We start from the raw sequence: 23,911 nt of genomic DNA on the forward strand, positions 1-23,911 counted from the left end.
AATCAACTATCCAATAATCCACAAACCTAGCACTAACAGCCGACAAACTATTAGGATGTAAGAGTGATTCAATCCGATCCCTTACATTCACTCTTGAAGGGTAGCTGGTTCAAGTTGATTTGTGGAGCTAGCTATCAACACCTTCCTGCGGTTCGCAGTTTGGCATTGGCATATAGTTTGGCTGGTGCTGACTGTATTGACGTTGCTGCCGATCCTGCCGTAATTGCTGCTGCTAGAGAAGGAATCAGAGTTGCACGAAAACTACAACAACACACAGAGCTATTAACAGCTTCTAAGAATTATGATTGTCAAACATTTTCCTCTCAACCCCAAAATTTAAACTATTCTCCACCCTGGTTGATGGTCAGTATCAACGATGGAGAAGACCCTCATTTTCGCAAAGCAAAATTTGACGTCACCAGATGTCCGAAAAATTGTCCTCAGCCTTGCGTGCAAGTATGTCCTGCCGATGCCATTGACCTCAGTACTCTTGGAGTGGTGGCAAATCTCTGTTATGGGTGTGGTCGTTGCGAGCCTATATGTCCCCAAGGACTAATTACAAATCATTCTCATATATCGAGTCCCAAAGCGATCGCCTCTCTAATCGAATCGATGGCAGTAGACGCGGTCGAGATTCATACACAAATAGGACACTATGATAATTTTCAGCTTTTATGGCAAGACCTCAAGCCGATAGTCGGGCAATTACAACTCCTAGCAATTAGCTGCACTGATGATGAAAATGTTATCGATTATTTGCGATCGCTTTACAAATCGATCGAACCTTTACCTTGTCCCCTAATTTGGCAGACTGACGGGCGTTCGATGAGTGGAGATATTGGCAAGGGGACTACCCATGCTGCCATCTCTTTCGCCAACAAAGTTTTACAGGCAGATTTACCAGGATATATTCAACTAGCAGGAGGAACAAACGACCATACAGTAAAGAAACTGAAGCATTTACAAATGCTACGACCACAAGATAGATTCTTGGAGGCGCGATTTGTTTCGGGGGTAGCTTATGGCAGTTATGCCCGCACTATTTTGTCGCCAATCTTAAACCAGTTAGAAACAACTGAACTGCAAAATATTCAACCCAATTTAATCAAAAGCCAACCCATGAATCAGCTTAATTTGAAGCTAGAACAAGACCAAGACTTACTAGAACAAGCTGTCTCCACTGCTAAAAAACTAGTCAGTCAAATCAAACAAGCTAGCAATTAGCAGCTAGCTTTCTCTTGCGATCGATCAAATATTACAGTCAACTTTTTTAAATGCAGTCAGAAATACCTTCTCATCGGATGCAAGTCACCGATAATTTAGATAAATTACTTACCATTTTTCCCGATTCAATTCGTCTTAAGTTAGATGAATACCTTAAAACCGATAGCGATAAACTAATTGAAGTAGTCTTAGACTTAGGCAGACTGCCAGAAGCTCGTTTTAGCGATAATGTAACCTATCTACGAGACGAACCCGTAACCAAAGAAGAACTTCAATACTGTATCGAGCGTGTTGGAATATTTAGCAGCGATAATCGTGCGGGAATTGAACGCACGCTACATCGTATCAGTGCTATCCGTAACCGCACTGGAGATATTATTGGCTTAACTTGTCGTATTGGTCGAGCAATCTTCGGTACGATTGTAATGATTCGCGATTTGATAGAAACAGGGCAGTCAATTTTGCTGTTAGGTCGCCCTGGGGTGGGAAAAACCACCGCATTACGGGAAATTGCTAGGGTTTTAGCCGACGATCTTAAAAAACGAGTGGTGATCGTCGATACTTCTAACGAAATTGCGGGAGATGGAGATATTCCTCACCCTGCTATCGGTCGCGCCCGTCGGATGCAGGTAGCTCGCCCTGAGTTACAGCATCAAGTCATGATCGAAGCAGTCGAAAATCACACTCCCGAAGTTATTGTCATCGATGAAATCGGGACGGAATTAGAAGCATTAGCAGCTAGAACCATTGCCGAGCGAGGCGTACAGCTTGTGGGAACGGCTCACGGTAATACCGTAGAAAACCTGATTAAAAACCCAACTCTATCGGATTTAGTGGGTGGTATCCAAAGCGTTACCTTGGGAGACGACGAAGCCCGTCGCAGGAGGACTCAGAAGACCATTTTAGAACGGAAAGCTCCTCCCACATTCGCGATCGCAGTAGAGATGCTAGAACGGCAACGTTGGGTGGTTCACGACGATGTTTCGGCTACCATTGATACTTTATTGCGGGGTATCGAGCCAGCAGCCCAAGTTAGGACGGTAGATGATAGTGGGGAGGTGACGATTATTCACGAAGAATCTTCTTCTCCTTTTAAACCTCTACCTTCGAGAAATACTGCTACAGTTACTCCTTTGCATCCCCAAGGTTTGCGAGCATCGGGCAAGATGACTCCAGTATCTTTTGGTGCAACTAAACCTAGAGGGGGCGGGACAGAATTTGATCGCCTGCTGGATCGATCTTGGCAGACTAAAGAGCCTAATAGTAAAAAAATTCGTACTCCTGGTCCCAATGGAGAAGATTGGCCCGTTTATATCTATGCCTATGGTATCGGTCGGTCGCAATTAGATCGGGTCATAGAAGTGCTGGATTTGCCTATTATGCTAACCAAAGATTTAGATGAAGCAGATGCGGTAGTGGCGTTGCGATCGCAAATTAAACATCATTCTAAATTGCGTAATATTGCTAAAGATCGTCAGATCCCGATTTATACGGTTAAGTCTAATACTATCCCTCAAATTACTCGTACTTTTCGTCAGATATTAAATCTAGATGACCCTAATATTCCCGAACCAACAGATCTGCGACTGTTTAGTAAAGCGGGAAGCGATGACGAAATTGAGGCACTAGAAGAAGCTAGGTTGGCTGTAGAGCAAATAGTAATTCCCCAAGGACAACCTGTCGAATTATTACCGAGATCGGCAAAAGTCAGGAAAATGCAGCACGAATTGATCGAACACTATCGTTTGCAGTCTGATAGTTTTGGAGATGAGCCAAATCGCCGTCTGAGGATTTATCCTGCCTAAAATATCAGAAAAAAGCGATCGCTTTATCTAAGGCGATCGCTTTTTGCGTAATTTCAATAATTTTATTGCTAACTAGCAACTTTTTCGGCTTCGGGTTTAGAAGCAATGTAATTAGCCAACTGAGTGTTAATTTGTTCGCGGACAATAAAACGATATTCAGTAAAATGTTCTAAGTAAGCACATAGAGTCATATAACTTTCTAATTGACGAGGTTTCTCAATCAAAACTCGAATCAAATTACGCCAAAATAGCCAGCGAGTTTGAGCGATGATACCCTGTTTCCATAACAACAAACCAAGAGCGCGAATCGTTTTCCAGCTTGGTCTGAGGGATTTAGAGTTTTTGACAGATCCCAACTTCATATAATATTTAAAAATACGATCTAGATATGCAGCAGGATCGTATAATTGCCAAAAAGCATTGACGTATTCCGTGGCAATTTCTTCAATATCTCTAGTGGGAACAAAGTTCATCAAAGTTGTCTGATTGATATTGGCACTAGAGTTGAGCAATCTACCTTCTTTTTCCAATCTATCCCACAACGCCGTGCTGGGCAAAGCTTGTAGCATACTAAACATTGCCAGAGGAATATTAGTTTGATTGACGAATTGAACAATACGTTCTCCTGCGCGGGGTTTTTCCCCATCAAAGCCAATTATAAACCCTGCCATTACTTGCATTCCCGCCCTAGTAATCTTATCAATAGATTCCGTTAGAGGATCGCGAGTATTTTGAAATTTGCTAGTTAAAGCCAAACTATCTTGGTCGGGAGTTTCAATACCCAAGAAGACTTTTTTAAAGTTACATTCCACCATCAACTTCATCAACTCATCATCTTGAGCTAGATCGACGGAAGCTTCTGTAGTTAAGCCAAAAGGATATTCCTTTTCTGCCATCCAAACTTTTAATTCTTTAAGTAATAGTTTTACGTTACGCTTATTACCAATAAAATTATCATCCACCATAAATACTGCACCGCGCCAGCCAAGGTTGTAAATACACTCTAATTCTGCTAGCAGTTGTTGGGGTTCTTTTGTGCGGGGTTTGCGTCCATAAAGCACGATAATGTCGCAAAATTCACATTGGAAAGGACAACCACGGGAAAATTGCACCGACATATTATCGTATGCCGTCAAGTCTAATAAGTCGTAACGGGGTATAGGTGTTTCTGTTACCGCAGGTTTTTCCGCAGATCTAAAGATACCAGAGCGATCGCCTTTTTCAATCGCTTCAACAAACATGGGTAAGGTTATTTCTCCCTCATCGAGGATCAAAAAATCTACTTCAGCATCCGATACTTCATGGGGAGAAGTAGTTGCATAAGGACCGCCTACTGCTACTGGGATGTTTCTTCGTTTGGCTTCTCTTACCTGAGCTAACATATCATTTTTCTGGACGATCATTCCCGAAAGAATGACTAATTCTGCCCAATCCCAGTCTGATTCGGTTATTTCTTCGATATTATGGTCTACGAGTCGAAATTCCCACTCTTGAGGTAGGATAGCAGCTACTGTAATTAGACCTAATGGTGGCATTAGAGCCTTACAGTCTACCAAAGCTAAGGTTTTCTCAAATGACCAGAAACTTTTGGGAAATAGGGGGTATATCAATAAAGCCCTCATATGTAATGCCTCACACTAAGAATTTGGAATAACCTAAGCTTATCCCTTTCGACCAATAATTTGGCATTAAACGTTTATTTAATTCTGAAAAATCGATATTTATCAGTGGATTTAGTTGAATTCTAGGGCAAATTATGATTAATAAATTTTCAACTTCTTGAGTTTGTAAAATATAAAAATAATCTTAAGATTATCAATTTATATTCCTCGAAGAAAAAAGATTGCTTTCAGGAAAAAAGCATCGGGAACTACCAATAACTCAATATATTTGAGATTATTTAATCAATATTTTTATTTTCATGAAGATAGTGTAAAAATCCACTTAGGGATCGGTATATTCCCCGTTGTTTTTCAGTGAGTGAATTTACATAATAAGAGTTATACTAGATTTTCTCAATCAATATTTGAAATAAGATTCATTTAAAAAAAACAGCTTATAGGCTCTATCTAAGCTTAGTGTAAGTAAATCTTTTAAAAAAGCAAAATCTACCAAGGATTTAGCCTAATTGATTTGCAGACCATTAGGGATCGAGGTTAAAGCCAATTAAAACGAATAAAAATGACCAGAAAGACCCGAAAATACCAACTATATTTAGTCATTTTGACAAGTGAGTGTAAATTGTCAGACTAATTACAAAAACTCGCAAAATATTACCCACATTCCTCTTACACAATATTTACAGCCAAAATCTAAAAAATGCTATCCACTTTAAAAAATCCTACTCAAAAGCTTGCTATCTGTTGTTATGTTAATACTTCTACTCATGTAGAAATTGCTCGTATTACCAACATTCCCCATTGGTCTTTTGAAAGAGTTATTTTTCCAGGACAACGCTTGATTTTTGAAGCTCCAGTTATAGCTAAATTAGAGATTCATACTGGTACGGCAATTAGCTCTATTCTGTCGGAAACTATAGATTGCCAAAAATTACAGTTAACTTCTTCTGTTCCTGGTTATTCTGCTAGCTAGCTAGAAAGCAAAAATTTTAAAATATTTAAAAATATTTTAAAATTTAAAAAGTGATCGCTATATCTACATGAGATTGGCGATCGCTTTTTCGTGAGATAAATTAAGAATTGCACTAGTCATTCATCAAACCCAATATCGGTGCTAAAACAGCCCCAAAGATAAAACCTCCTGCGTGAGCCCAATAGGCGACTCCCCCAGCTTCAGGCATTCCTAGAGAAGCGACGCTACTAATTGCTTGCTGTATGAACCAAAAACCCAAAAAATAGACAGCAGGAATGCGTACTGTCGTCCAAATAATGAATAGAGGGAGGAGAGTGACAATTTTTGCTTTGGGATATTTAATTATATAAGCTCCCATTACTCCTGCGATCGCTCCGCTAGCTCCCACCGTAGGAACACCAGACTGCATACCAAAGAACCAGTGAGTAAGTCCTGCTAAAACGCCACAAAATAAATAAAAGAAGAGAAACTTGACGTGTCCGAGGTCGTGTTCGATATTATCGCCAAAAGTCCAGAGAAACAGCATATTTCCGCCGATGTGCATCAAGCCACCGTGAAGAAACTGGGAGGTTATCAGGGTCAAAAGTTCTGGTACTGGCTGATTTATAGCAACTCCATTAAAACTCGCGCTTAATTCTCGGGGAATAACAGCATAAAGCTGAAAAAAACCTGCCATTCCCGCGCCCAAAGTCATTTGATGGAGAAAAACCACCACATTAATTGCAATTAGGGCATAAACTACAATCGGAGTACTAGGAGTGGGATTTTCGTCATTAATGGGAATCATTAATCGTTATGGTTGCTTATGCTTCGTTGTTATTCTGAATAAACTAAATAAACTAAATAAACTAATTAATTCCTAGCATCGCTTCTAGGGTTAGATATAGCATAACGAAGCCACCACCTAATAATCCAAATACAGCGATCGCCGTTACGGGATTTTTGAGGAATGGCTTGAGTTGTTCGAGGAAAAACCAAAATATTCCAGCGATTAAACTAATCATGTAGCGAGGGTAGCGGGAAACGTTTTGAAAAAAGTCTTGCATTATCTAGAAAATTTTAAAAATTTTAAAATGTGGATCTCAATCTTTATTTATTATTCAACATCAGACGATCGACATTCAACACTTTGTAAATGAACTTACTATTTCAATCTACTCGTCGCCGTTTAGCTTTGTGGTATACCTCGGTAACTGCGGTATTGTTATTACTGTTTGCCATCGGCGTATATTGTTATGTCCGCACCACCTTAGTCGATCGCATTGACGATACTTTAAAGCACGTGGTGGAGGTAGTTGATCGCTCGTTGGTAATTCAACCCCTAGCAGAAACCAAAGGGCGATATGGGGTTAATGTGGATGCCAGTTTTAATCAGAATGTTAATGGTTTAGAAGACGACCATATAGATTTAGAATGGTTTAACCCTCAACAGGAATTATTATGGTCTACCTTCGAGCAACCGATTGATTATCCCTTTCATTTCCATCGTAGTGGAGAAACAGTCTATCTGAGTCGCGATCGCATTGTTCGCCAGATAGTGCAGAAGGTGGAATTAGAACATCGGGTGTTGGGTTATCTACGGGTTAGTCATCCTTGGTTTGAAGTTACCAAACCGATCGAACAGTTGACCAGAGATCTAATTATTGGTATCAGTCTTATGATTCTTTCGGTGGGTGGTATTGGTTGGTTTCTTTCGGGAATTGCGATCGAACCGATCCAGGTTTCTTATTCTAGTTTGAAGCAATTTACTGCCGATGCTTCCCACGAGTTGCGTAACCCCATTGCGACAATTCAAACTAACGTACAGATGGCTTTGGCATATCCCGAAGCGGAACCTCAATTGCAAAAAAGGCAATTACAGATAATCGAACGCTTAACTCAGAAGTTGGGACGTTTGGTCAACGATCTATTGTTTCTCGCTCGTGCTGATAGTGGTATTGTACAGCAAGAATGGCAACCCGTACCGTTAGATGCTTTATTAATTGATGTAATTGAAGAACAACGTATTGCTGCTACTCAAAAGGATTTATTTCTCTCTTTACATATTGTCGAACCCGAATTAGAGGGAAAAGATTTTAAGGAAGAGGATATTTTTACCATTCAAGGAGATTGGGATCGGCTATCTCGTTTATTTACTAACTTGATTGCTAATGCGATCGAACATACCGATAACCCAACAAAATCTGAGGATGCTTCGGTAGAAATAGAATTAGAAATTATTAAATCTATCACCAAAACTATTCGCGTGCGGGAAACAAGCCCCCAATACGAACTGCAAGTTACAGTCAAAGATAATGGTGATGGTATTCCCGAATCTGCTTTACCCTATATCTTCGATCGCTTTTATCGCGGAGATCCCTCTCGTACTTCTCAACGAGAAATCAATACACCTACAGGTGCGGGGTTGGGATTGGCAATTGTCAAAGCAATTGTAGAAAGCCACCAGGGGCAAATTTCTGTAGAAAGCACTTTAGGAGAAGGTACTACTTTTAAAATCTTATTTCCTCACAGTAAAGAAGAGTAAAAGCATCAATTATTTCAATTCAAATAGGAACACCAATCACTCCAACCCCCAGCATACAATTTAGTATTTTGTACTCCAGCCAAGGCGAGAGAAAACAAATTAACACAAGCCGTTACCCCAGATCCACAATAGACAATAATCTCTTCTGCTGATCGATAATCTTGCCATAATTGCTGCTGAATTTCTAAAGGCTGGAGATAGCCCAATTCATTACTTACCTGCTTCCAGGGAGAATTAACCGCCCCTGCAATACTTCCTGCAATGGGATCTATGGGTTCGGTTAATCCCAAATAGCGATCGCGATCGCGGGAATCTATAATAGTTACCCTCTCTTTACTCTGAGATGCTTTAACCATATTTATATCCGCCAGCCAATCTCCATGGGGTTGAGGAGAAAAATTCCCCGATTTAGCTTCAGGAATAGCATTATTAACAGGGTAATTACGCTTTAGCCAATCCTGCCAACCTCCATCCAACAAAACCACGCGATCGTGTCCCAAATAGCGCAATAACCACCACAAGCGAGCTGCAAAAGCAAAGCGAGAATCATCATAAGCCACAACCAGGGTTTCCTGCTGAATAATCCCCAGACTGGCAAACTTGTGTGTCAACACATCCATATTTGGTAAGGGGTGTCTTCCGCCATGAAGTTGTACTTCACTGGATAAATCTCGATCTAAATTAAGATAATACGCACCTTGGATATGGGAAGCGCGATATTGCGATCTTCCCCAATTAGGATCGGCTAACTGAAAGCGACAGTCTACTATAACTACCTGGGGATTATCTAGATTTTGTTCTAGCCATTCACTATCAACAAGATATTTTGTATGTCTCATAGTTAACTATAAGGCGCGATCGCTTTTCTTGATATTAATAAATTTTTTTACCCCTTCCCCAGTCTTAACCAGGAAATTAAATTAAATGTAGATAAAGGAGATACGGTTATGGGGCGCAAGAAACTATACAATAAAACGCTAGCAGTATAAGTTAGGCAAAAGACAGAGTAATTATGCCCCGTCGCAACGATCTCCACAAAATTTTACTTCTTGGTTCGGGTCCCATCGTAATTGGGCAAGCTTGTGAATTTGACTATTCGGGAACACAAGCTTGCAAAGCATTGCGGGAAGAAGGGTATGAAGTAGTTCTGGTTAATTCCAATCCTGCTTCGATTATGACCGATCCTGAGATGGCAAATCGTACCTATATCGAACCGTTAACCCCCGAGATAGTGGAAAAAGTGATTGCCAAAGAAAAGCCAGATGCTTTGTTACCTACAATGGGAGGACAAACGGCATTGAATATTGCCGTGTCCCTGGCTAAGAGTGGCGTGTTGGATAAATATGGCGTAGAACTAATTGGGGCAAAATTACCAGCCATTGAAAAGGCGGAAGATCGCCTGTTATTTAAAGAAGCCATGGAAAAAATTGGCGTACCGATGTGTCCGAATGGTATTGCCAATAATTTAGAAGAAGCCAGAGAAATTGCCAAAGAAATTGGTAGCTATCCCTTGATTATTCGTCCTGCTTTTACTCTAGGGGGTACTGGAGGCGGTATTGCCTACAACCAAGAAGAATACGAGCAAATTTCGGCATCGGGGATTGATGCCTCCCCTGTAAATCAGATTTTAGTCGATAAGTCCCTTTTGGGTTGGAAGGAATACGAACTAGAAGTAATGCGAGATTTGGCAGATAATGTAGTGATTATCTGTTCCATTGAAAACATCGACCCTATGGGGGTACATACGGGAGATTCTATTACTGTAGCTCCCGCCCAAACTCTGACAGATAAAGAATATCAGCGTTTGAGAGATTATTCTTTAGCGATTATTCGTGAAATTGGGGTAGAAACAGGAGGATCTAATATTCAATTTGCGATTAACCCCCTTAACGGGGAAGTAATTGTGATTGAGATGAATCCCCGGGTATCGAGGTCTTCGGCATTAGCTTCTAAGGCGACGGGTTTTCCTATTGCCAAATTTGCTGCTAAATTGGCTGTGGGCTATACCTTAGACGAAATATCGAACGATATTACCCAAAAAACTCCCGCATCTTTTGAGCCTACTATTGATTATGTAGTTACTAAAATTCCTCGCTTTGCTTTTGAGAAATTCCCAGGAACAAAACCCATCTTAACGACTCAAATGAAGTCGGTGGGGGAAGCAATGGCGATCGGTAGGACTTTTAATGAATCCTTCCAAAAAGCTCTGAGATCTTTAGAAATTGGTCGTTATGGCTTTGGTTGCGATCGCGGAGAAACCCTGCCCTCCATTCCTCAAATACGCTCTAGTCTGCGGACTCCCAACCCCGATCGCATCTTTAGTGTTTATCAAGGGATGAGACTGGGAATGACTCCCGAAGAAATTCATCAATTGACAGCAATCGATCTCTGGTTTTTGGATAAGATGCAGGAATTGTTGGCAACAGAGAAGTTTCTCATTCGTACTTCTTTGAGCAAAATTTCGTCACAACAAATGCGTTATGTCAAACAACAAGGATTTAGCGATCGCCAAATTGCTTTTGCGACTAAGACCACCGAAGATGAGGTACGTACCCATCGCAAAGAATTGGGGATAATACCTGTATATAAATTGGTCGATACCTGCGCTGCTGAATTTGAAGCTTTCACGCCCTATTATTACTCTACCTATGAAGAAGGGGAGTCAGAAATTACTCCTTCGGATAAATCGAAAGTAATGATTCTTGGAGGAGGCCCAAACCGCATCGGACAGGGAATTGAGTTTGATTACTGTTGCTGTCATGCAGCCTTTGCTCTTTCGGATGCGGGATATGAAACCATTATGGTGAATTCTAATCCCGAAACCGTATCTACCGACTACGATACCAGCGATCGCCTTTATTTTGAACCTTTAACTAAAGAAGATGTTCTAAATATCATTGAGGCAGAAAACCCCGCAGGTATTATCGTTCAGTTTGGCGGACAAACTCCCCTGAAATTAGCCATCCCATTACAGGAATATTTAGAAGTAGCGAACAGCCATTCTCCCTTACAGACTAAGATTTGGGGAACATCTCCAGATTCCATTGATGCAGCAGAAGATCGGGAGAGATTCGAGCAAATATTACGGGAATTAGATATTAAGCAACCGCCTAATGGTCTTGCTCGTAGTTATGAAGAATCTCTCAAAATTGCTAACCGCATCTCCTATCCCGTAGTAGTTCGTCCTTCCTATGTATTGGGTGGGAGAGCGATGGAAATTGTCTATTCCGATGCAGATTTGAAACACTACATGACCTATGCAGTACAAGTCGAACCAGACCATCCTATTCTGATTGATAAGTTCTTGGAAAATGCGATCGAGGTGGATGTAGATGCTCTTTGCGACACTACTGGTAAAGTCGTCATTGGAGGCATTATGGAACACATCGAACAGGCAGGGATACATTCAGGAGATTCAGCTTGTTCGATTCCTTATAACTCATTACCTGAAAGTGCGATCGCAACTATTCGCGATTGGACGGATAAATTAGCCAAGGCGTTAAAAGTAGTCGGGTTAATGAATATTCAATATGCAGTGCAAGGAGAACAGGTATATATTATCGAAGCCAATCCCCGCGCTTCTCGTACCGTTCCTTTTGTTTCTAAGGCTACAGGGGTTCAGTTAGCAAAAGTCGCATCTTTGGTAATGTCGGGCAAAAGTTTAGAATCTTTGGGAATAGAGAAAGAAATCATTCCCAAACATATCGCTGTCAAAGAAGCCGTACTACCGTTCAATAAATTCCCCAGTACGGATACCTTACTAGGCCCTGAAATGCGCTCAACGGGGGAAGTAATGGGTATAGACACAGACTTTGGTAAAGCTTTTGCTAAAGCGGAAATAGGTGCGGGAGTAGACTTAGCCTTAACAGGTACGGTATTTGTCTCGATGAACGAACGAGATAAAAAAGCGATCGTTCCTGTTATTCAAGACTTCATCAATCTAGGCTTTAAAATTGTGGCTACCACAGGAACGCAAAAGGCACTGCAAGCAGATGGAGTTAAAGACGTAGATTTAATTCTAAAACTTCACGAGGGTCGTCCTAATATCGAAGATTCGATTAAAAATAATCAAATTCAACTGATTATTAATACTCCCACAGGAGAAGAATCTCAAACTGACGCTCAATTAATTAGAAGAATGGCATTAGATTATAAATTGCCTATTATTACTACCATTGCAGGGGCTAAAGCAACTGTAGCAGCAATTCGTTCTTTGCAATCCGAGCCTTTGGAGGTTAAGGCATTACAAGAATATCTCAGTTAATGATTGACAGTTAGTTAATCCTAGGTGGGCAAAAAAATCAATCGGTTTACTTTAAATAAAATTGTATAGTTTGCTGTATAGTTTGCCCGCCACAATAGTAATCAAGCAATTACTGAATCCAATAATACCCGTTCGTATTTCTGTCCTATCTTGTCCCAAGTATATTCAGCTTCAACAAGCGATCGCGCGTTTTGTGATAGTTTTTCCCGTAATTTGGCTTCAGAGAATAAACGTCCAATGGCATAAATATATTCCTCTAAAGTATTGGCTCGCATCGCCCGAAGAGAAACAGTCGAACCATCAACTTTAAACTCGGCTAAAGCGCGATCGCTTCCTACGACAGGTACGCCTGATGCCATGGCTTCTAAGGTACGATTTCTCAAGCCATATCCTTGACGAATAGGAATTACACATACTGTTGCCCAATGGAGATATTCTAAGACGTTTTTTACTTTTCCTGTAACTACAATACCTGGTAAATCATCTAATTCTAAAATTTCTGGGGTAGGTTTGGCACCGACTAATTCTAAAACTGCTTCGGGATAGCGATCGCAAATTGCGGGAAATACTTCTAGGGCTAAAAATCGAGCAGCATCAATATTCATGGCTCGATCCATGTTACCGACAAATACGATTCTTTGTCCCCCCTGGTTGGTAATACGACGAGAAAACTTGCTTAGATCTACCCCATTGGGAATGACAGTAACTTCGCTTTCTGGTTCTAATTCCTTGATGATACTCTTATCCTTACTAGTGACGGTGATAATTGAGCCAAATTTCTCTAAGTAATTTTGTTCGTATCGTTTGCGCAATCCTAAATTAATCTGATCTTTTAGTTCGTTTTCCGAATTTCCTGTTGCCAACTGCTGCTTGTATTTAGCGTATTCAGAATAGTGTAAGTTTAATACTACACCTAGCTGTTTGTGCCAGACGCGATCAATATAAATCTCGTCGGAATTATCCTCACAAGCAAGCACGTCAAATCTACCCTCCTTAACGGCTTGTGCTATCCATTCTGCCATTTCAGGGCAATAGCTATCTAATACATCTGGTGGGGTTTTTTGCCGAACAAATGTTCCCAAACGTTTTGCTTTATCGATCAATCCCCCAGGTTCGCTATTCAAGTCTAAATCAAAAATAACTAACTCTTCCACTTGTTCTTCAAGTGCCTCAACTTCTGCATCGCTAATCGTGCGATCGCGACGAGTAATTAAAGTAACTTGATGGTGAGTATTGAGATATTCGAGCAGATGAAATGTTCTAAGTTCTTTTCTGCCTTTGGTTGGGGGATAGGGAAAAGTAGAGCAGAGAATGAGGATTTTCATTTATTCATTGATTATGTTGGAGACAAGGTACGCCTCGTCTATACAGTTTATTGGTTAATAAATTACTTGAGCAGCAAATAAAATAAATTGCCACTACCGTTTAGTCTACCTGCTCTTTCTCCTGCGGTTTCTCCACTACCCAAGAAAATATCAACTCTTCCCGCACCTTTAATGGCACTACCCGTATCTTGATCTAAGACATAGCGACTGACTACTCTAGTTTCAATTTCTCCTGTTGACTCTAGATCGGGAATGGGTGCAACAATAAGGGCTAACGCACCAGGGGGCATTAAAGATTTATCGGTGGCAATAGAGCGATCGCCCGTAACAGGTACGCCCAAATTACCTGTAGGGGCTTTGCCGTTAGTTTCGCGGAAGAAGATAAAACGATTGTTACGGGGAATATATTCGTCTAGCTTTTGCGGATTTTGTGCAAAATATGCCAATAACTTGGGTAGAGTTAATTCGTCTTTGCCAAATACCCCATCTTTAACCAATTCTCCACCAACACTAACGTAATGATAATTAGTCGTGCCGTTATAGCCTACTGTCATAGTAGTACCATCTGTCATTTTCAGTTTTGCCGATCCTTGTACCTGGACGAGAAAGGCTTCTAGGCGATCGCTCAACCAAACTAGCTCGTGACCTCGTAAAAGGCTTTTTCCCTGGGCTAAACCGTCTTTTCCTTCTAACTGAGCGCGGGTAGGATGGGGACGGGACCAACGTTTAAAATTGGGGGGTTGACGATAGAGAGGATAGGGATATTCGGCAGTACGAACTCGGCTAGCGGTATAAGTTGGTTCAAAATAGCCTGTAAATTCTACTTTTCCCCGTTTATCCTTGCCTACAGACTGATAAAACGCAAATTCTTCCTTGACTGCCTTTTCTAAAGCTTGAGGAGAATCAGTAGTGAGTAATAATTCTTTAAAGCGTAAAAGCGATCGCCTAGTATGGGCTAAGTTAAATTTAGTCTTGGTATATTTGCGATAAGTGCGGGCTGCTTTGGGGGTGCTTAAATAATAAAGGCTATGGTCGATCGCTTTCTCTAAAGCCTGGCGTTGGGATTTATTCCAAGTAGACGTTTCCTTGGCTTTGGGTTTAGCAGCAGGACAACTAGGATTAGTATTCCAGCGATAAACAGCACGTTTATCAGAATCAGGCTGGCTATTGCCTAATTTATCATCTAGACCAACATATTTGATTCTTTCGGTTGATACTTGTCGCAATACCTGGGCATTAGCAACTTGTCCTAAAGAGCTGACGGCGACGATACTCAAACCCAAACAAAAACTAGAAACCGATCTAATCATTGCAGCAACGCATTACATAGTTAACTCCCTCAGGGTAGACTATTTTTTTTTCAATGGACAATAACTAATAACTAATAAGTAGATGGACACAATAGATTAAAGTAATTGAGAAGTGCTAAGCCCGAGAGAAAAGTTAGACAAACTTAAGACAGTCTGGAAAAAAGACCACATTTTCAGTTTAATTATCAATTACTAATGCAAATAAGAAGAAGAAATCCCAATCCTAAAATCAATTCAGGGGAAGTAGAATATCAGTCGGATATTCCTAATTGCGAGCCAAATAATATTTTGGAAGAAATTGTTTGGTATAAAGAAGTAGAAGTATCAAGAATGCGAGATCGCTTGTCTCTATTGGAATTGCGCCAACAGGTACAAGATGCACCCCCTACCAAAGATTTTTTGGCTGCATTACGCCAAGGTAAAACCAATCCAGCATTAATTGCTGAAGTTAAAAAAGCCTCTCCCTCAAAGGGAGTAATTAAAGCTGATTTCGATCCTGTGGCGATCTCGCTTGCTTACGAAAAAGGTGGTGCTAGTTGTCTATCTGTCTTAACCGATGAAAAATTTTTTCAGGGAGGTTTTGATAATCTGAGTTTAGTCAGACAGCAAGTAGATTTACCCCTACTGTGCAAAGAATTTATTATTTATCCCTATCAAATGTATCTCGCTCGTGCCAAAGGCGCAGATGCAGTCTTATTAATTGCTGCAATTTTATCAGATAAAGACTTAAATTATTTCGTTAAAATTGTTAAAGCTTTGGGTATGACTCCTTTAATTGAAGTACATACTTTAGAAGAATTGGATCGAGTATTGGCAATTGATGGTGTGGAATTAATTGGAATTAATAACCGCAATCTAGAAGATTTTTCGGTTAGTTTGACAACTACCGCCGATCTCTTTGCTGCAAGAAAAGATATTCTAGAACAACGGAATATTTTAGTCGTAAGTGAATCTGGTTTGCATACTTTAAAAGATTTGCAAACTGTTCGACAAGCAGGAGCAAAAGCAGTTTTAATTGGCGAATCTTTAGTCAAGCAAGAGAATATAGAACAAGCAGTTTTTGATTTGTTTTCTGTTTGATAGCTCGTTCAAGAAATTGATTTGTTTGATTTAAGTCCTCCAGTGGGGGACTTTATATCTGTTTTTATTGCTTTTGCAAGGATCTTGGCTAAATTAACAGGTACAGCATTCCCAATCATTTTATAACCGTGGTTTATATACTGATATTTTAAGATAAAGCGATCGGGAAAAGTTTGTATCCTTGCACATTCCCTAACCGATAATCTGCGATAAGGCTTAGGAGAATTAGGATCGAATATTCTTGTATCTTTTTCAACAAAAATCATTTTGTTAGCTTGCGGATGAATTGGTGCGTGTCTTCCTCCAGCTTGAATGGTAAAAGAAGGCTCATTCCACATTCTCACGCGATTTCTTGACATATAAATACTAGAATAACTAGCATCTAAATATTCATGGTTTGCTATTTTATGATATTTATCATTTAGTTTATCTTTGACTTTATTTGGTTCAATTGAACTTAAATCGTATATCGCATCTTTTAAAGTCAATCTTCTATTAATAGCTTGAGGAAATTGAAAATAACGATTTATTGTCTCCTGATAGCCAACAATTATCACTCTTTTTCTATCTTGAGGAACATCAAAACTATTAGCATTTAGTAATTGATAAGAAACATTATAACCAATTTCTCTAAACTGATTGAGTATATTTGTAAAAGCTTGAATATTTCTATTAGCTAAAATACCTCGAACATTTTCAGCTAAAAAAAATAATGGTTGTTTATCTCGAACAATTCTGATGTATTCATAGAATAATTGTCCCCTATTATCATCAATCCCTCTTCCTGCACCTGCTTCACTCCAACTTTGACAAGGAGGACCACCTATAATGCCAATACAATCAGGAATATCATTCGATGAAATATTTCTGATATCTCGTTTATCTAATTTTGTTTGAGGATGATTGAGTTCATAAGTCTCCCATATAGAGCGATCGTATTCATTAGCAAAAATAACATTAAATCCAGCTTGATAGAAACCTAAATCTAATCCTCCACAGCCAGAAAATAGAGATACAATATTCATTTAATTACTGATTTTTCTTGTTTATTTATTTCACGTGGCTTATTATCCTAACATCTGTCATCTGTGCTGGATTATTAGGAGATTTTATACTGGACTTGCTTACTTGTAAGTTACCGCTTTTAATAGATTGGAGTGTGTTGGAATTTTGGCTTATAAGTGATAAGTATTTGTCTTCAGGAATAATTGATGTTAATTGAAAACAACTATCATTTTTTTTACGGTCGAGGTCGAGATTCAAGTAGTCATAAACATTCATTGGATTATCTATGCCCCACATTCCTCTAATTCTCAAATAAGTTATTCCTAAAGGATCTACTTTATTTACTCTTCCTAACTCTTTAGTTTCAGAAAATTCAACTTCTTGTATTTCTTTGATTCCATCTTTAATTTTGTTTTTAATTCTAGTGTAGTAATCAGAGTTTGCTGCATAGCAATTTCCATAAATCATCCAGAGTAAGTTTAATTTATGCTTTTTAAATACTCCTATAATATAAATGATATCTTTTTCTTTCCAGTCTTCACAATTTCGACAATCGCTCACCAGCATTGGATCGCTAGACAATAATTTGTTTTTAGGATAAGAACTATTTAATGCAATTTGAGATTTTAATGATGTTATTTTCTTAACTTCTATAGCATCCCCATTTTTGAGAATCATGTCTGGTGGATTATTTTGATTTCCAAGCCAAGAAAAAGTTTGGCTGTGTTTATCCGCTCTGATCCTTAAATCATCTTCATTAATGGTATCAGCAAAAGCATCTTTTATATATTCTTCTAAAGCATCCCCAACTGCATTAATTCTATTATTACTGATTGCTTGATAGTGATTTAAGATATCTGGCACTGGGTTAGTAATTATATTAGAGATCGCTTTTAAAATGTCAGTCATTTCAAATGTTAATTAATTCCTAATTTATTGTGCTATATATTAGTCTGTTTTTTCTATCAAGAAGATTCAAGGATAGGTTGAATTTTCCCTTGATAGGTTTTCCAATCTAATAAAGCTTTGCTATTAGAATCAACACCTTGGCGTAACAAGATTACTCCATCAGAAAAATCGACTATGCCATATTCTTTTTTATCCGTAACAGATGTAATTAAATTATTAGCAGTCTGCAACCAGTTACGATCTTCGCCAAAAGCAACCTGATATTGTTCCATTTGCCAGAGATCGGCAATGATATATTCCGCTCGAACAACTTGTTGGTTATCATTTTTAAATTCCAACCCTGGTATGCGGATAATTTCTCTTCTACCTGAAAGATGAGGAATTATATAAGTAGAGGCAGAAACGCTAGCATCGGGAGGAATTTGAGCTAAAAGAGCGCGAATATGAGGTACATGCTGCCATTGCTTCAAAGGAGAGATATACACTCTAGGGCTAATCGAATCGGGAATAATAAAAGATAAAGTTCGACTGGGATTAGAAGTAATCGTAAAAAAGATTGACAGACAGATACAGAATATCCAGAAACGGCGGAATTTAGGACGTAATTTTCGTGGTTGGCATTCAGCTAAAGATTTATTGATATTGCCGAAACCTTGCCCCGCCCACCAGAGAATTGCCCCATAAAACAAACCAGGAGTGACGCTCATGGCGTAGCGAATCGAGATTACTAAGACAGTTTCTCCCTTGCCTAATAGTAGCTTTAATAGGGGAAAAGTTGCGATCGCCCACGATGCTGGTGCAACAACAGGAATAAACGCTAAAGGCAGCCATTGCCCCAATAAATATTTTAAGGTAGCGAAAAAAGGCGTAAATAACTCAACCAGCAACAACCCAGGGCTAGTGAGCATATTTTTAAGAATCTCCAGGGTAGAAGCCTCGTCACCATCGGCATATTGTCCAAATCTCTCCAGCATAAATCGTTTGGAAATATCATCAGAAAACATCGGCATAATTAGATTAGTTAATGCCACCATGTAGAGAAAACTCACGCTACATACCCCCAAACCAATACGAGGAAATCGGCGGGAAAGAATCATATACATCCCAATACCAAACAAAGTAATACCGCTATCTTCTCGCACCGCTAAAACACAAATCGCTAAAATTACAAATAGCCACCAGCGTCGCTTTTCCATTGCCCAAAGTAAACTAAAGACAAATAGAGGTATTTGGGAAATATCATGAAAATTTGCCAGAGTAGGGCCAAATACCGCATTTGCACCATAAAAACTAAAAGTAATTAAAATTGCGATCGCCGATTCTAAATAAATTTTCCCTAATTGATACAGTACTAATCCTGCTGCGGTAACAAAAATTGCTTGCAAAACAGTTAAAGTTGCGGGATAGGGAAACACATAATAAATGGGCAACCACAATAGTAAAGCAGGGGTAAAATGCTGTCCCAGACGATGGTAGCCGACATAAGCCACTTCATTACTATGAACCACGTTGGTCGATAGTTGGGAAGATAGGGTACTCTGAAAAAAATTACCGTGGGTACCATTCCAAAAAACTTGATTAAAAATTCCCTGATCGTAAGAAGAATAAAATGAGAAATGACGATGGAGAGTTAAAGATAGGGTGCAGACAAAAAAAGCGATCGCTCCTACAATTAAGATTTTTCTCTCTGGATCGGTATTTAATTTAGATAGCATTTTCATGATTAAGAATTGCTCAAAACGCAATTAAATATATCTCAGAAAAAAAACAAAATATTTTGCATTCAGAACATCTTACTGATTTCGACTAACTTTTGTATCAAATCTAAAAAGAATCTAAACAAAATCTATGGTTATGCAGGTAAAAACCAGAAAGTTCTGGCAATTTTAAAGTTCTATTTTAGAATGGAGATGTGCGGAGACAAAAGTTTCCGTTCACTCCTCACACCACACTCCGCTCGAAAATTTATCGGGCGGTTTTCTATTTTTACTATTTCTCACACTTTAGATATATAAAGATGTAAAGTCTGTTTGCTTAATGCGGTGTTAATCGTTGACTATGATAAAATTCTGTATTATTGAACAGGATTTCTGGTAAATAAGGACTTAATAAGTATGTCATCATCAGCCGCGCCAGTAACGGATGCGAGTTTTCCAACAGAAGTTTTAGAAAGCTCTGTCCCCGTACTAGTAGATTTTTGGGCCCCTTGGTGTGGTCCTTGTCGTATGGTTGCTCCCGTAGTAGACGAAATTGCCGAACAGTACGAAGGACAAATTAAAGTAGTCAAGTTAAATACAGACGAAAACCCCCAAGTAGCTAGTCAATATGGTATTCGCAGTATTCCTACCTTAATGATTTTTAAGGACGGGCAGCGAGTAGATATGGTTGTAGGAGCAGTTCCCAAAACTACTTTGGCAAATACATTGGAAAAATATCTCTAATTTTTCTAATTATTTTTTTACAAACAGCTTCAGCAGATCTTTTTATAAGATTAAGCTGAGGCTCAATTATAGTCTTGTCAGAGTGAGCTTAGGGAATCAAAACCATATTTTTCTCTAATTAAATATAATGGTCTACCTTTTACTTCTTCATATACTCGACCCAGATATTCACCCAATACTCCCAAAGTAATTAATTGAACCCCCCCTAAGAATAGAATTGCTACCATTAAAGAAGCATATCCAGGTACATCAACACCAAAAGCTAGAGTACGAATCACTAAAAATAAGGCGTAAAATAAAGAAACTAAGGAAATACTCACTCCAACGTAGCTCCAAACTTTAAGAGGTAAAAAACTGAAAGAAATAATACCATCTAAAGCAAAATTCCAGAGCTTCCAATAGTTCCAATTACTATTACCAGAATAACGAGGTTCACGATCGAATAATACTGAAGTTTGTTTGTATCCCACCCAAGCAAATAGACCCTTCATAAATCGAGTACGTTCGGGTAGTTTTTTAATCGCTTCTACTACTTTGCGATCTAACAAGCGGAAGTCTCCAGTATTAGCAGGAATCGCAACAGGACTCATCTTACTAATAGTTTGATAAAAGGCTTTTGCAGTGGCTTGTTTGAGCCAAGTTTCACCGCGACGCGATCGCCTGGTAGCATAAACTACATCATAACCTTCTCGCCATTTTTCGATTAGTTGCCCGATCAATTCTGGGGGATCTTGTAAATCTGCATCAATCGGAATAATTGCTGCACCGCTAGCATGATCTATCCCTGCTGTCAGGGCAATTTCTTTACCAAAATTACGAGATAAACTAATTACTTTGATTGTAGAATTTTGTTGGTTGAATTGAATTAATTGGTCTAAAGTATTGTCTTTACTACCATCATTAATACAGATTATTTCATAAGTAATTTTGAGTTGGTCTAAAACTGAAGTTAATCTAGTAAATAAATTTTCGATATTTTCCGATTCATTGTATAAAGGAACTACTACCGATATTTCGATTGAATCTAAATTAAGAGACATTAGCACTCCAGCTAAATTAACGACACATATTATAAGTTGATTATTGAAACAGAATTAAACGCACCTATGGCAACGAACGATCTAAAATCGACAATTAAACAAAAGCTGACTTTGATGCAATTATCAGATTCTTTTTTTCCTTCTGGATCTTATACCCTCTCTCATGGTTTAGAATCTTTAGTGCAACAAGATCGAATTCAGCAGCCCGAAGATTTGATTGCTTTTTTACGGATACTATTACACAACAAAATTGGCAGTTGCGATTTAATTGCTCTAATTCATAGTTACAAAGGCAGTGCAGCTAACGATTTAGCGAGAGTAAGACAAGTAGATGCACGACTATTTGCTCAAAATGCGATCGCCATCAATCGTCAAACTCAACGTCAAAGCGGACGAGCTTTATTGATGGTTGCGCGATCGACATGGCACAATGAGCAATTAGAAAACCTCTCAAGGGATCTAATTTACGATAATTTTAATTGCTTGCACCCGATTGTTTTTGGTGTGGTAGGAAATATTGCTGATCTGAGTTTGATGGATACGGCGTTGGCTTTTTTACATGGTTTTATTACGGGTTTACTAGGGGCAGCAATTCGCTTGGGGATCTTAGGACATTTGCAAGCCCAACAAATATCTTTGGAGTTAGCAGACGATATTGAAGCAGTTTTAGAAAAATCATCTTCTCTTGATTTAGATCGAATGTGGTCTTGTACTCCTACAATCGATCTAGCTCAAATGGTTCACTCTCAACTAAATACTAGGTTGTTTGCCAGCTAACATTAATTAACCGTATAAGTTATTTCTTCCACTTCTCCTGGTGCGCCCAAGACTTTTTTCTGTTCGTTGTTGAAGCTGATGACAACGCCTCCTGCATTTCCCGCCCTTATTGTTACTTGCTTGTCTCCACTCCAAGATCTTTGTGTACCTTTAGGTAAAATACCTTCAAAAGCGACGTTACCATCTACCATAACCTTAAGCCAACAACGTTCCTGAAGATTTATGCCTACGGTAACTGATTCTGAGTTGCTCGATTGAGAAACAAACTGAGGGACAGATTCAGGAGTAGTATTTGCTTGTGAGACTTCTGTTTGAGCTACTTTTGAGTCGATAGCTGGTTTTTCTAGTGGTATTTCCTCGATCGCGATGGGGCGTTCGACCACAAGAGTTATTCCTTTGACAGAAAGAATCACCAGTAAAATATATAACAAATAGAGATGGAGCGATCTCAACTGGAAATTAAGCCAATATTTACGACGAATGCTAGTTGCCCTCGGAGATGGCGTTACTTCCGTATCAGCTATAGAACTAACTTCAAATTGAATTTGTTTGGCATCTATTTCTTGGGCAAACTTGCCTACCAAAGCTTTAATATAAAAAGGCTCTGGTAATTCTGCAAAATCTCCTGTTTCAATTGCTTCTAACAACCTTTTGGAGATTAGTGTATTGGCTGCAATAGAATCTAAGGAAATTGATTTAGCCAAACGAATACGTTGTAAATCAGAACCGATCTCGATGAGTTTTTTTTGTTGCTCGGGGGTTAAGTTATTTTTTGTCATATACTGCGCTCCCAGGTTGAGCAGCAACTTTTAAAGTTTGGTATTAAAAGAATTTTTCAGAAAATTAATTTCAGTAGATTGAAGATGTCTGTATTTACCCAGGGGAAGTTGATCTAGACTAAAAGAATTCAAGCAAATTGAACCAATTTTAGTACGATGTAGTTTGTTCACTTGATAGCCAAGTTTTTCGGCTACACGACGTATTTGTCGATTTCTACCCTCAGTTAAGATTATCTCAATGGTTTTTCCAGACTTATTCGATTCAATTAGTTTTACTTTTGCGGGGAGGGTTTTTCTCCCTTCTAAGATTATCCCTTGTCGCCACACTGTCAAATCTTTTTTAGAAATAAAACGATCTAACTCCACAAGATAGGTTTTAGGTAAATGGTAGCGAGGATGAGTCAAGCCAAGAGTTAGGTTGCCATCGTTAGTTAAAATTAAAGCACCACTAGAAGCAAAATCTAGTCTCCCGACAGGATGAATTCCCGTTCCTTGCTTGAGATCTTGTGGTAACAAATCAATGACAGTAGAACGATTTTGAGGATCCCAGCAAGTAGATACCACTCCTGGGGGTTTGTTGAGCAATAAGTAAATAAATTGAGGACGATCTGATAGTTTGATTGGTTTGCCATCTACATGGAGAATATCTACCGTTAGATCGACTTTATCTCCCAAACTAACTGTTTGACCATTAATCTGAATCCTTCCCGCTAAAATCATTTTTTCTGCTTTGCGTCGCGAGGCTATACCCCACTGAGACAAAACTTTTTGAACTCTTTCAGACATTGAGAGATTTTCCTATTGGCAATGTAATTTTTAATTTTACAATGTAGTAT

Annotated in this window: 20 protein-coding genes; 8 read left to right on the forward strand and 12 right to left on the reverse strand. The window is 39.1% G+C overall.

The features are described from left to right. Positions 1-63 precede the first annotated feature (63 nt). Together ldpA and I4641_RS03615 are read left to right on the forward strand one after the other, a co-directional pair. Positions 64-1,224, forward strand: a complete 1,161-nt coding sequence (gene ldpA / locus I4641_RS03610) for a circadian clock protein LdpA (protein ID WP_229639098.1) — start codon at positions 64-66, stop codon at positions 1,222-1,224. A 50-nt stretch (positions 1,225-1,274) separates the two neighbouring features. Further along, complete coding sequence (locus I4641_RS03615) at positions 1,275-3,029, forward strand: R3H domain-containing nucleic acid-binding protein (protein WP_229639099.1); 1,755 nt, start codon at positions 1,275-1,277, stop codon at positions 3,027-3,029. Positions 3,030-3,097: 68 nt separating this feature from the next. Here I4641_RS03615 and I4641_RS03620 read toward each other — a convergent pair whose 3' ends face one another. Next, a complete protein-coding gene (locus I4641_RS03620; protein WP_229639100.1) occupies positions 3,098-4,651 on the reverse strand; it encodes a B12-binding domain-containing radical SAM protein in 1,554 nt (517 codons plus the stop codon). Positions 4,652-5,348: 697 nt separating this feature from the next. On the opposite strand from I4641_RS03620, the gene I4641_RS03625 reads away from it, so the two are divergent. Next, entirely contained in the window at positions 5,349-5,621 is a 273-nt protein-coding gene (locus tag I4641_RS03625) for a DUF1830 domain-containing protein (protein WP_229639101.1), read from the forward strand. Between the two features lie 112 nt (positions 5,622-5,733). On the opposite strand, the gene I4641_RS03630 is transcribed toward I4641_RS03625, so the two are convergent. Together I4641_RS03630 and I4641_RS03635 are read right to left on the reverse strand one after the other, a co-directional pair. Beyond that, the gene (locus I4641_RS03630) at positions 5,734-6,408 is read right to left on the reverse strand and encodes a rhomboid family intramembrane serine protease (RefSeq protein WP_229639102.1); all 675 of its coding nucleotides are present in this window, start codon (positions 6,406-6,408) and stop codon (positions 5,734-5,736) included. Between the two features lie 61 nt (positions 6,409-6,469). After that, the gene (locus I4641_RS03635; protein WP_229639103.1) at positions 6,470-6,667 is read right to left on the reverse strand and encodes a DUF751 family protein; all 198 of its coding nucleotides are present in this window, start codon (positions 6,665-6,667) and stop codon (positions 6,470-6,472) included. A gap of 89 nt (positions 6,668-6,756) precedes the next feature. Between I4641_RS03635 and I4641_RS03640 the strand changes: the two genes are divergently transcribed. Next, positions 6,757-8,145 carry a sensor histidine kinase gene (locus I4641_RS03640; RefSeq protein ID WP_229639104.1) on the forward strand — a complete coding sequence of 463 codons (1,389 nt, stop codon included), beginning with the start codon at positions 6,757-6,759 and terminating at the stop codon, positions 8,143-8,145. Positions 8,146-8,159: 14 nt separating this feature from the next. Here I4641_RS03640 and I4641_RS03645 read toward each other — a convergent pair whose 3' ends face one another. Then, the gene (locus I4641_RS03645; RefSeq protein ID WP_229639105.1) at positions 8,160-8,984 is read right to left on the reverse strand and encodes a sulfurtransferase; all 825 of its coding nucleotides are present in this window, start codon (positions 8,982-8,984) and stop codon (positions 8,160-8,162) included. Positions 8,985-9,157: 173 nt separating this feature from the next. Between I4641_RS03645 and carB the strand changes: the two genes are divergently transcribed. Further along, the gene (gene carB, locus I4641_RS03650) at positions 9,158-12,409 is read left to right on the forward strand and encodes a carbamoyl-phosphate synthase large subunit (RefSeq protein WP_229639106.1); all 3,252 of its coding nucleotides are present in this window, start codon (positions 9,158-9,160) and stop codon (positions 12,407-12,409) included. Between the two features lie 101 nt (positions 12,410-12,510). On the opposite strand, the gene I4641_RS03655 is transcribed toward carB, so the two are convergent. Both I4641_RS03655 and mltA read right to left on the reverse strand, forming a co-directional pair. Then, positions 12,511-13,734: a glycosyltransferase family 4 protein gene (locus I4641_RS03655; RefSeq protein ID WP_229639107.1), complete on the reverse strand. Its 1,224-nt coding sequence runs from the start codon at positions 13,732-13,734 to the stop codon at positions 12,511-12,513. A 62-nt stretch (positions 13,735-13,796) separates the two neighbouring features. Beyond that, complete coding sequence (gene mltA / locus I4641_RS03660; protein WP_229639108.1) at positions 13,797-15,044, reverse strand: murein transglycosylase A; 1,248 nt, start codon at positions 15,042-15,044, stop codon at positions 13,797-13,799. Positions 15,045-15,239: 195 nt separating this feature from the next. Here mltA and trpC point away from each other — a divergent pair, with 195 nt between their 5' ends. Then, the gene (gene trpC / locus I4641_RS03665) at positions 15,240-16,124 is read left to right on the forward strand and encodes an indole-3-glycerol phosphate synthase TrpC (protein ID WP_229639109.1); all 885 of its coding nucleotides are present in this window, start codon (positions 15,240-15,242) and stop codon (positions 16,122-16,124) included. A gap of 8 nt (positions 16,125-16,132) precedes the next feature. On the opposite strand, the gene I4641_RS03670 is transcribed toward trpC, so the two are convergent. Genes I4641_RS03670 through I4641_RS03680 form a run of 3 tightly spaced genes read right to left on the reverse strand, consistent with a single transcriptional unit; the run spans position 16,133 to position 19,753 of the window. After that, positions 16,133-17,149: a DNA cytosine methyltransferase gene (locus I4641_RS03670; protein ID WP_229639110.1), complete on the reverse strand. Its 1,017-nt coding sequence runs from the start codon at positions 17,147-17,149 to the stop codon at positions 16,133-16,135. 25 nt (positions 17,150-17,174) lie between these two features. Next, positions 17,175-18,038, reverse strand: coding sequence for an NgoPII family restriction endonuclease (locus tag I4641_RS03675; protein ID WP_229639111.1), 864 nt, complete (start codon positions 18,036-18,038; stop codon positions 17,175-17,177). A 56-nt stretch (positions 18,039-18,094) separates the two neighbouring features. Next, entirely contained in the window at positions 18,095-19,753 is a 1,659-nt protein-coding gene (locus tag I4641_RS03680; protein WP_229639112.1) for a DUF2079 domain-containing protein, read from the reverse strand. 399 nt (positions 19,754-20,152) lie between these two features. Between I4641_RS03680 and trxA the strand changes: the two genes are divergently transcribed. Continuing rightward, the gene (gene trxA / locus I4641_RS03685; protein WP_229639113.1) at positions 20,153-20,479 is read left to right on the forward strand and encodes a thioredoxin; all 327 of its coding nucleotides are present in this window, start codon (positions 20,153-20,155) and stop codon (positions 20,477-20,479) included. Between the two features lie 77 nt (positions 20,480-20,556). On the opposite strand, the gene I4641_RS03690 is transcribed toward trxA, so the two are convergent. Then, positions 20,557-21,519 (reverse strand): glycosyltransferase family 2 protein, encoded by a 963-nt coding sequence (locus tag I4641_RS03690; protein ID WP_229639114.1) that lies wholly within the window; start codon positions 21,517-21,519, stop codon positions 20,557-20,559. Between the two features lie 66 nt (positions 21,520-21,585). Between I4641_RS03690 and I4641_RS03695 the strand changes: the two genes are divergently transcribed. Then, positions 21,586-22,296 (forward strand): urease accessory protein UreF, encoded by a 711-nt coding sequence (locus tag I4641_RS03695; protein WP_229639115.1) that lies wholly within the window; start codon positions 21,586-21,588, stop codon positions 22,294-22,296. 2 nt (positions 22,297-22,298) lie between these two features. Here I4641_RS03695 and I4641_RS03700 read toward each other — a convergent pair whose 3' ends face one another. Together I4641_RS03700 and I4641_RS03705 are read right to left on the reverse strand one after the other, a co-directional pair. Then, positions 22,299-23,075 (reverse strand): helix-turn-helix domain-containing protein, encoded by a 777-nt coding sequence (locus I4641_RS03700; protein ID WP_229639116.1) that lies wholly within the window; start codon positions 23,073-23,075, stop codon positions 22,299-22,301. 30 nt (positions 23,076-23,105) lie between these two features. Continuing rightward, entirely contained in the window at positions 23,106-23,861 is a 756-nt protein-coding gene (locus I4641_RS03705; protein ID WP_229639117.1) for a pseudouridine synthase, read from the reverse strand. Positions 23,862-23,911: the final 50 nt, after the last annotated feature.

This window comes from Waterburya agarophytonicola KI4, from assembly GCF_020640915.1.
In the GTDB taxonomy this organism is placed as follows: Bacteria; Cyanobacteriota; Cyanobacteriia; order Cyanobacteriales; family Xenococcaceae; genus Waterburya; species Waterburya agarophytonicola.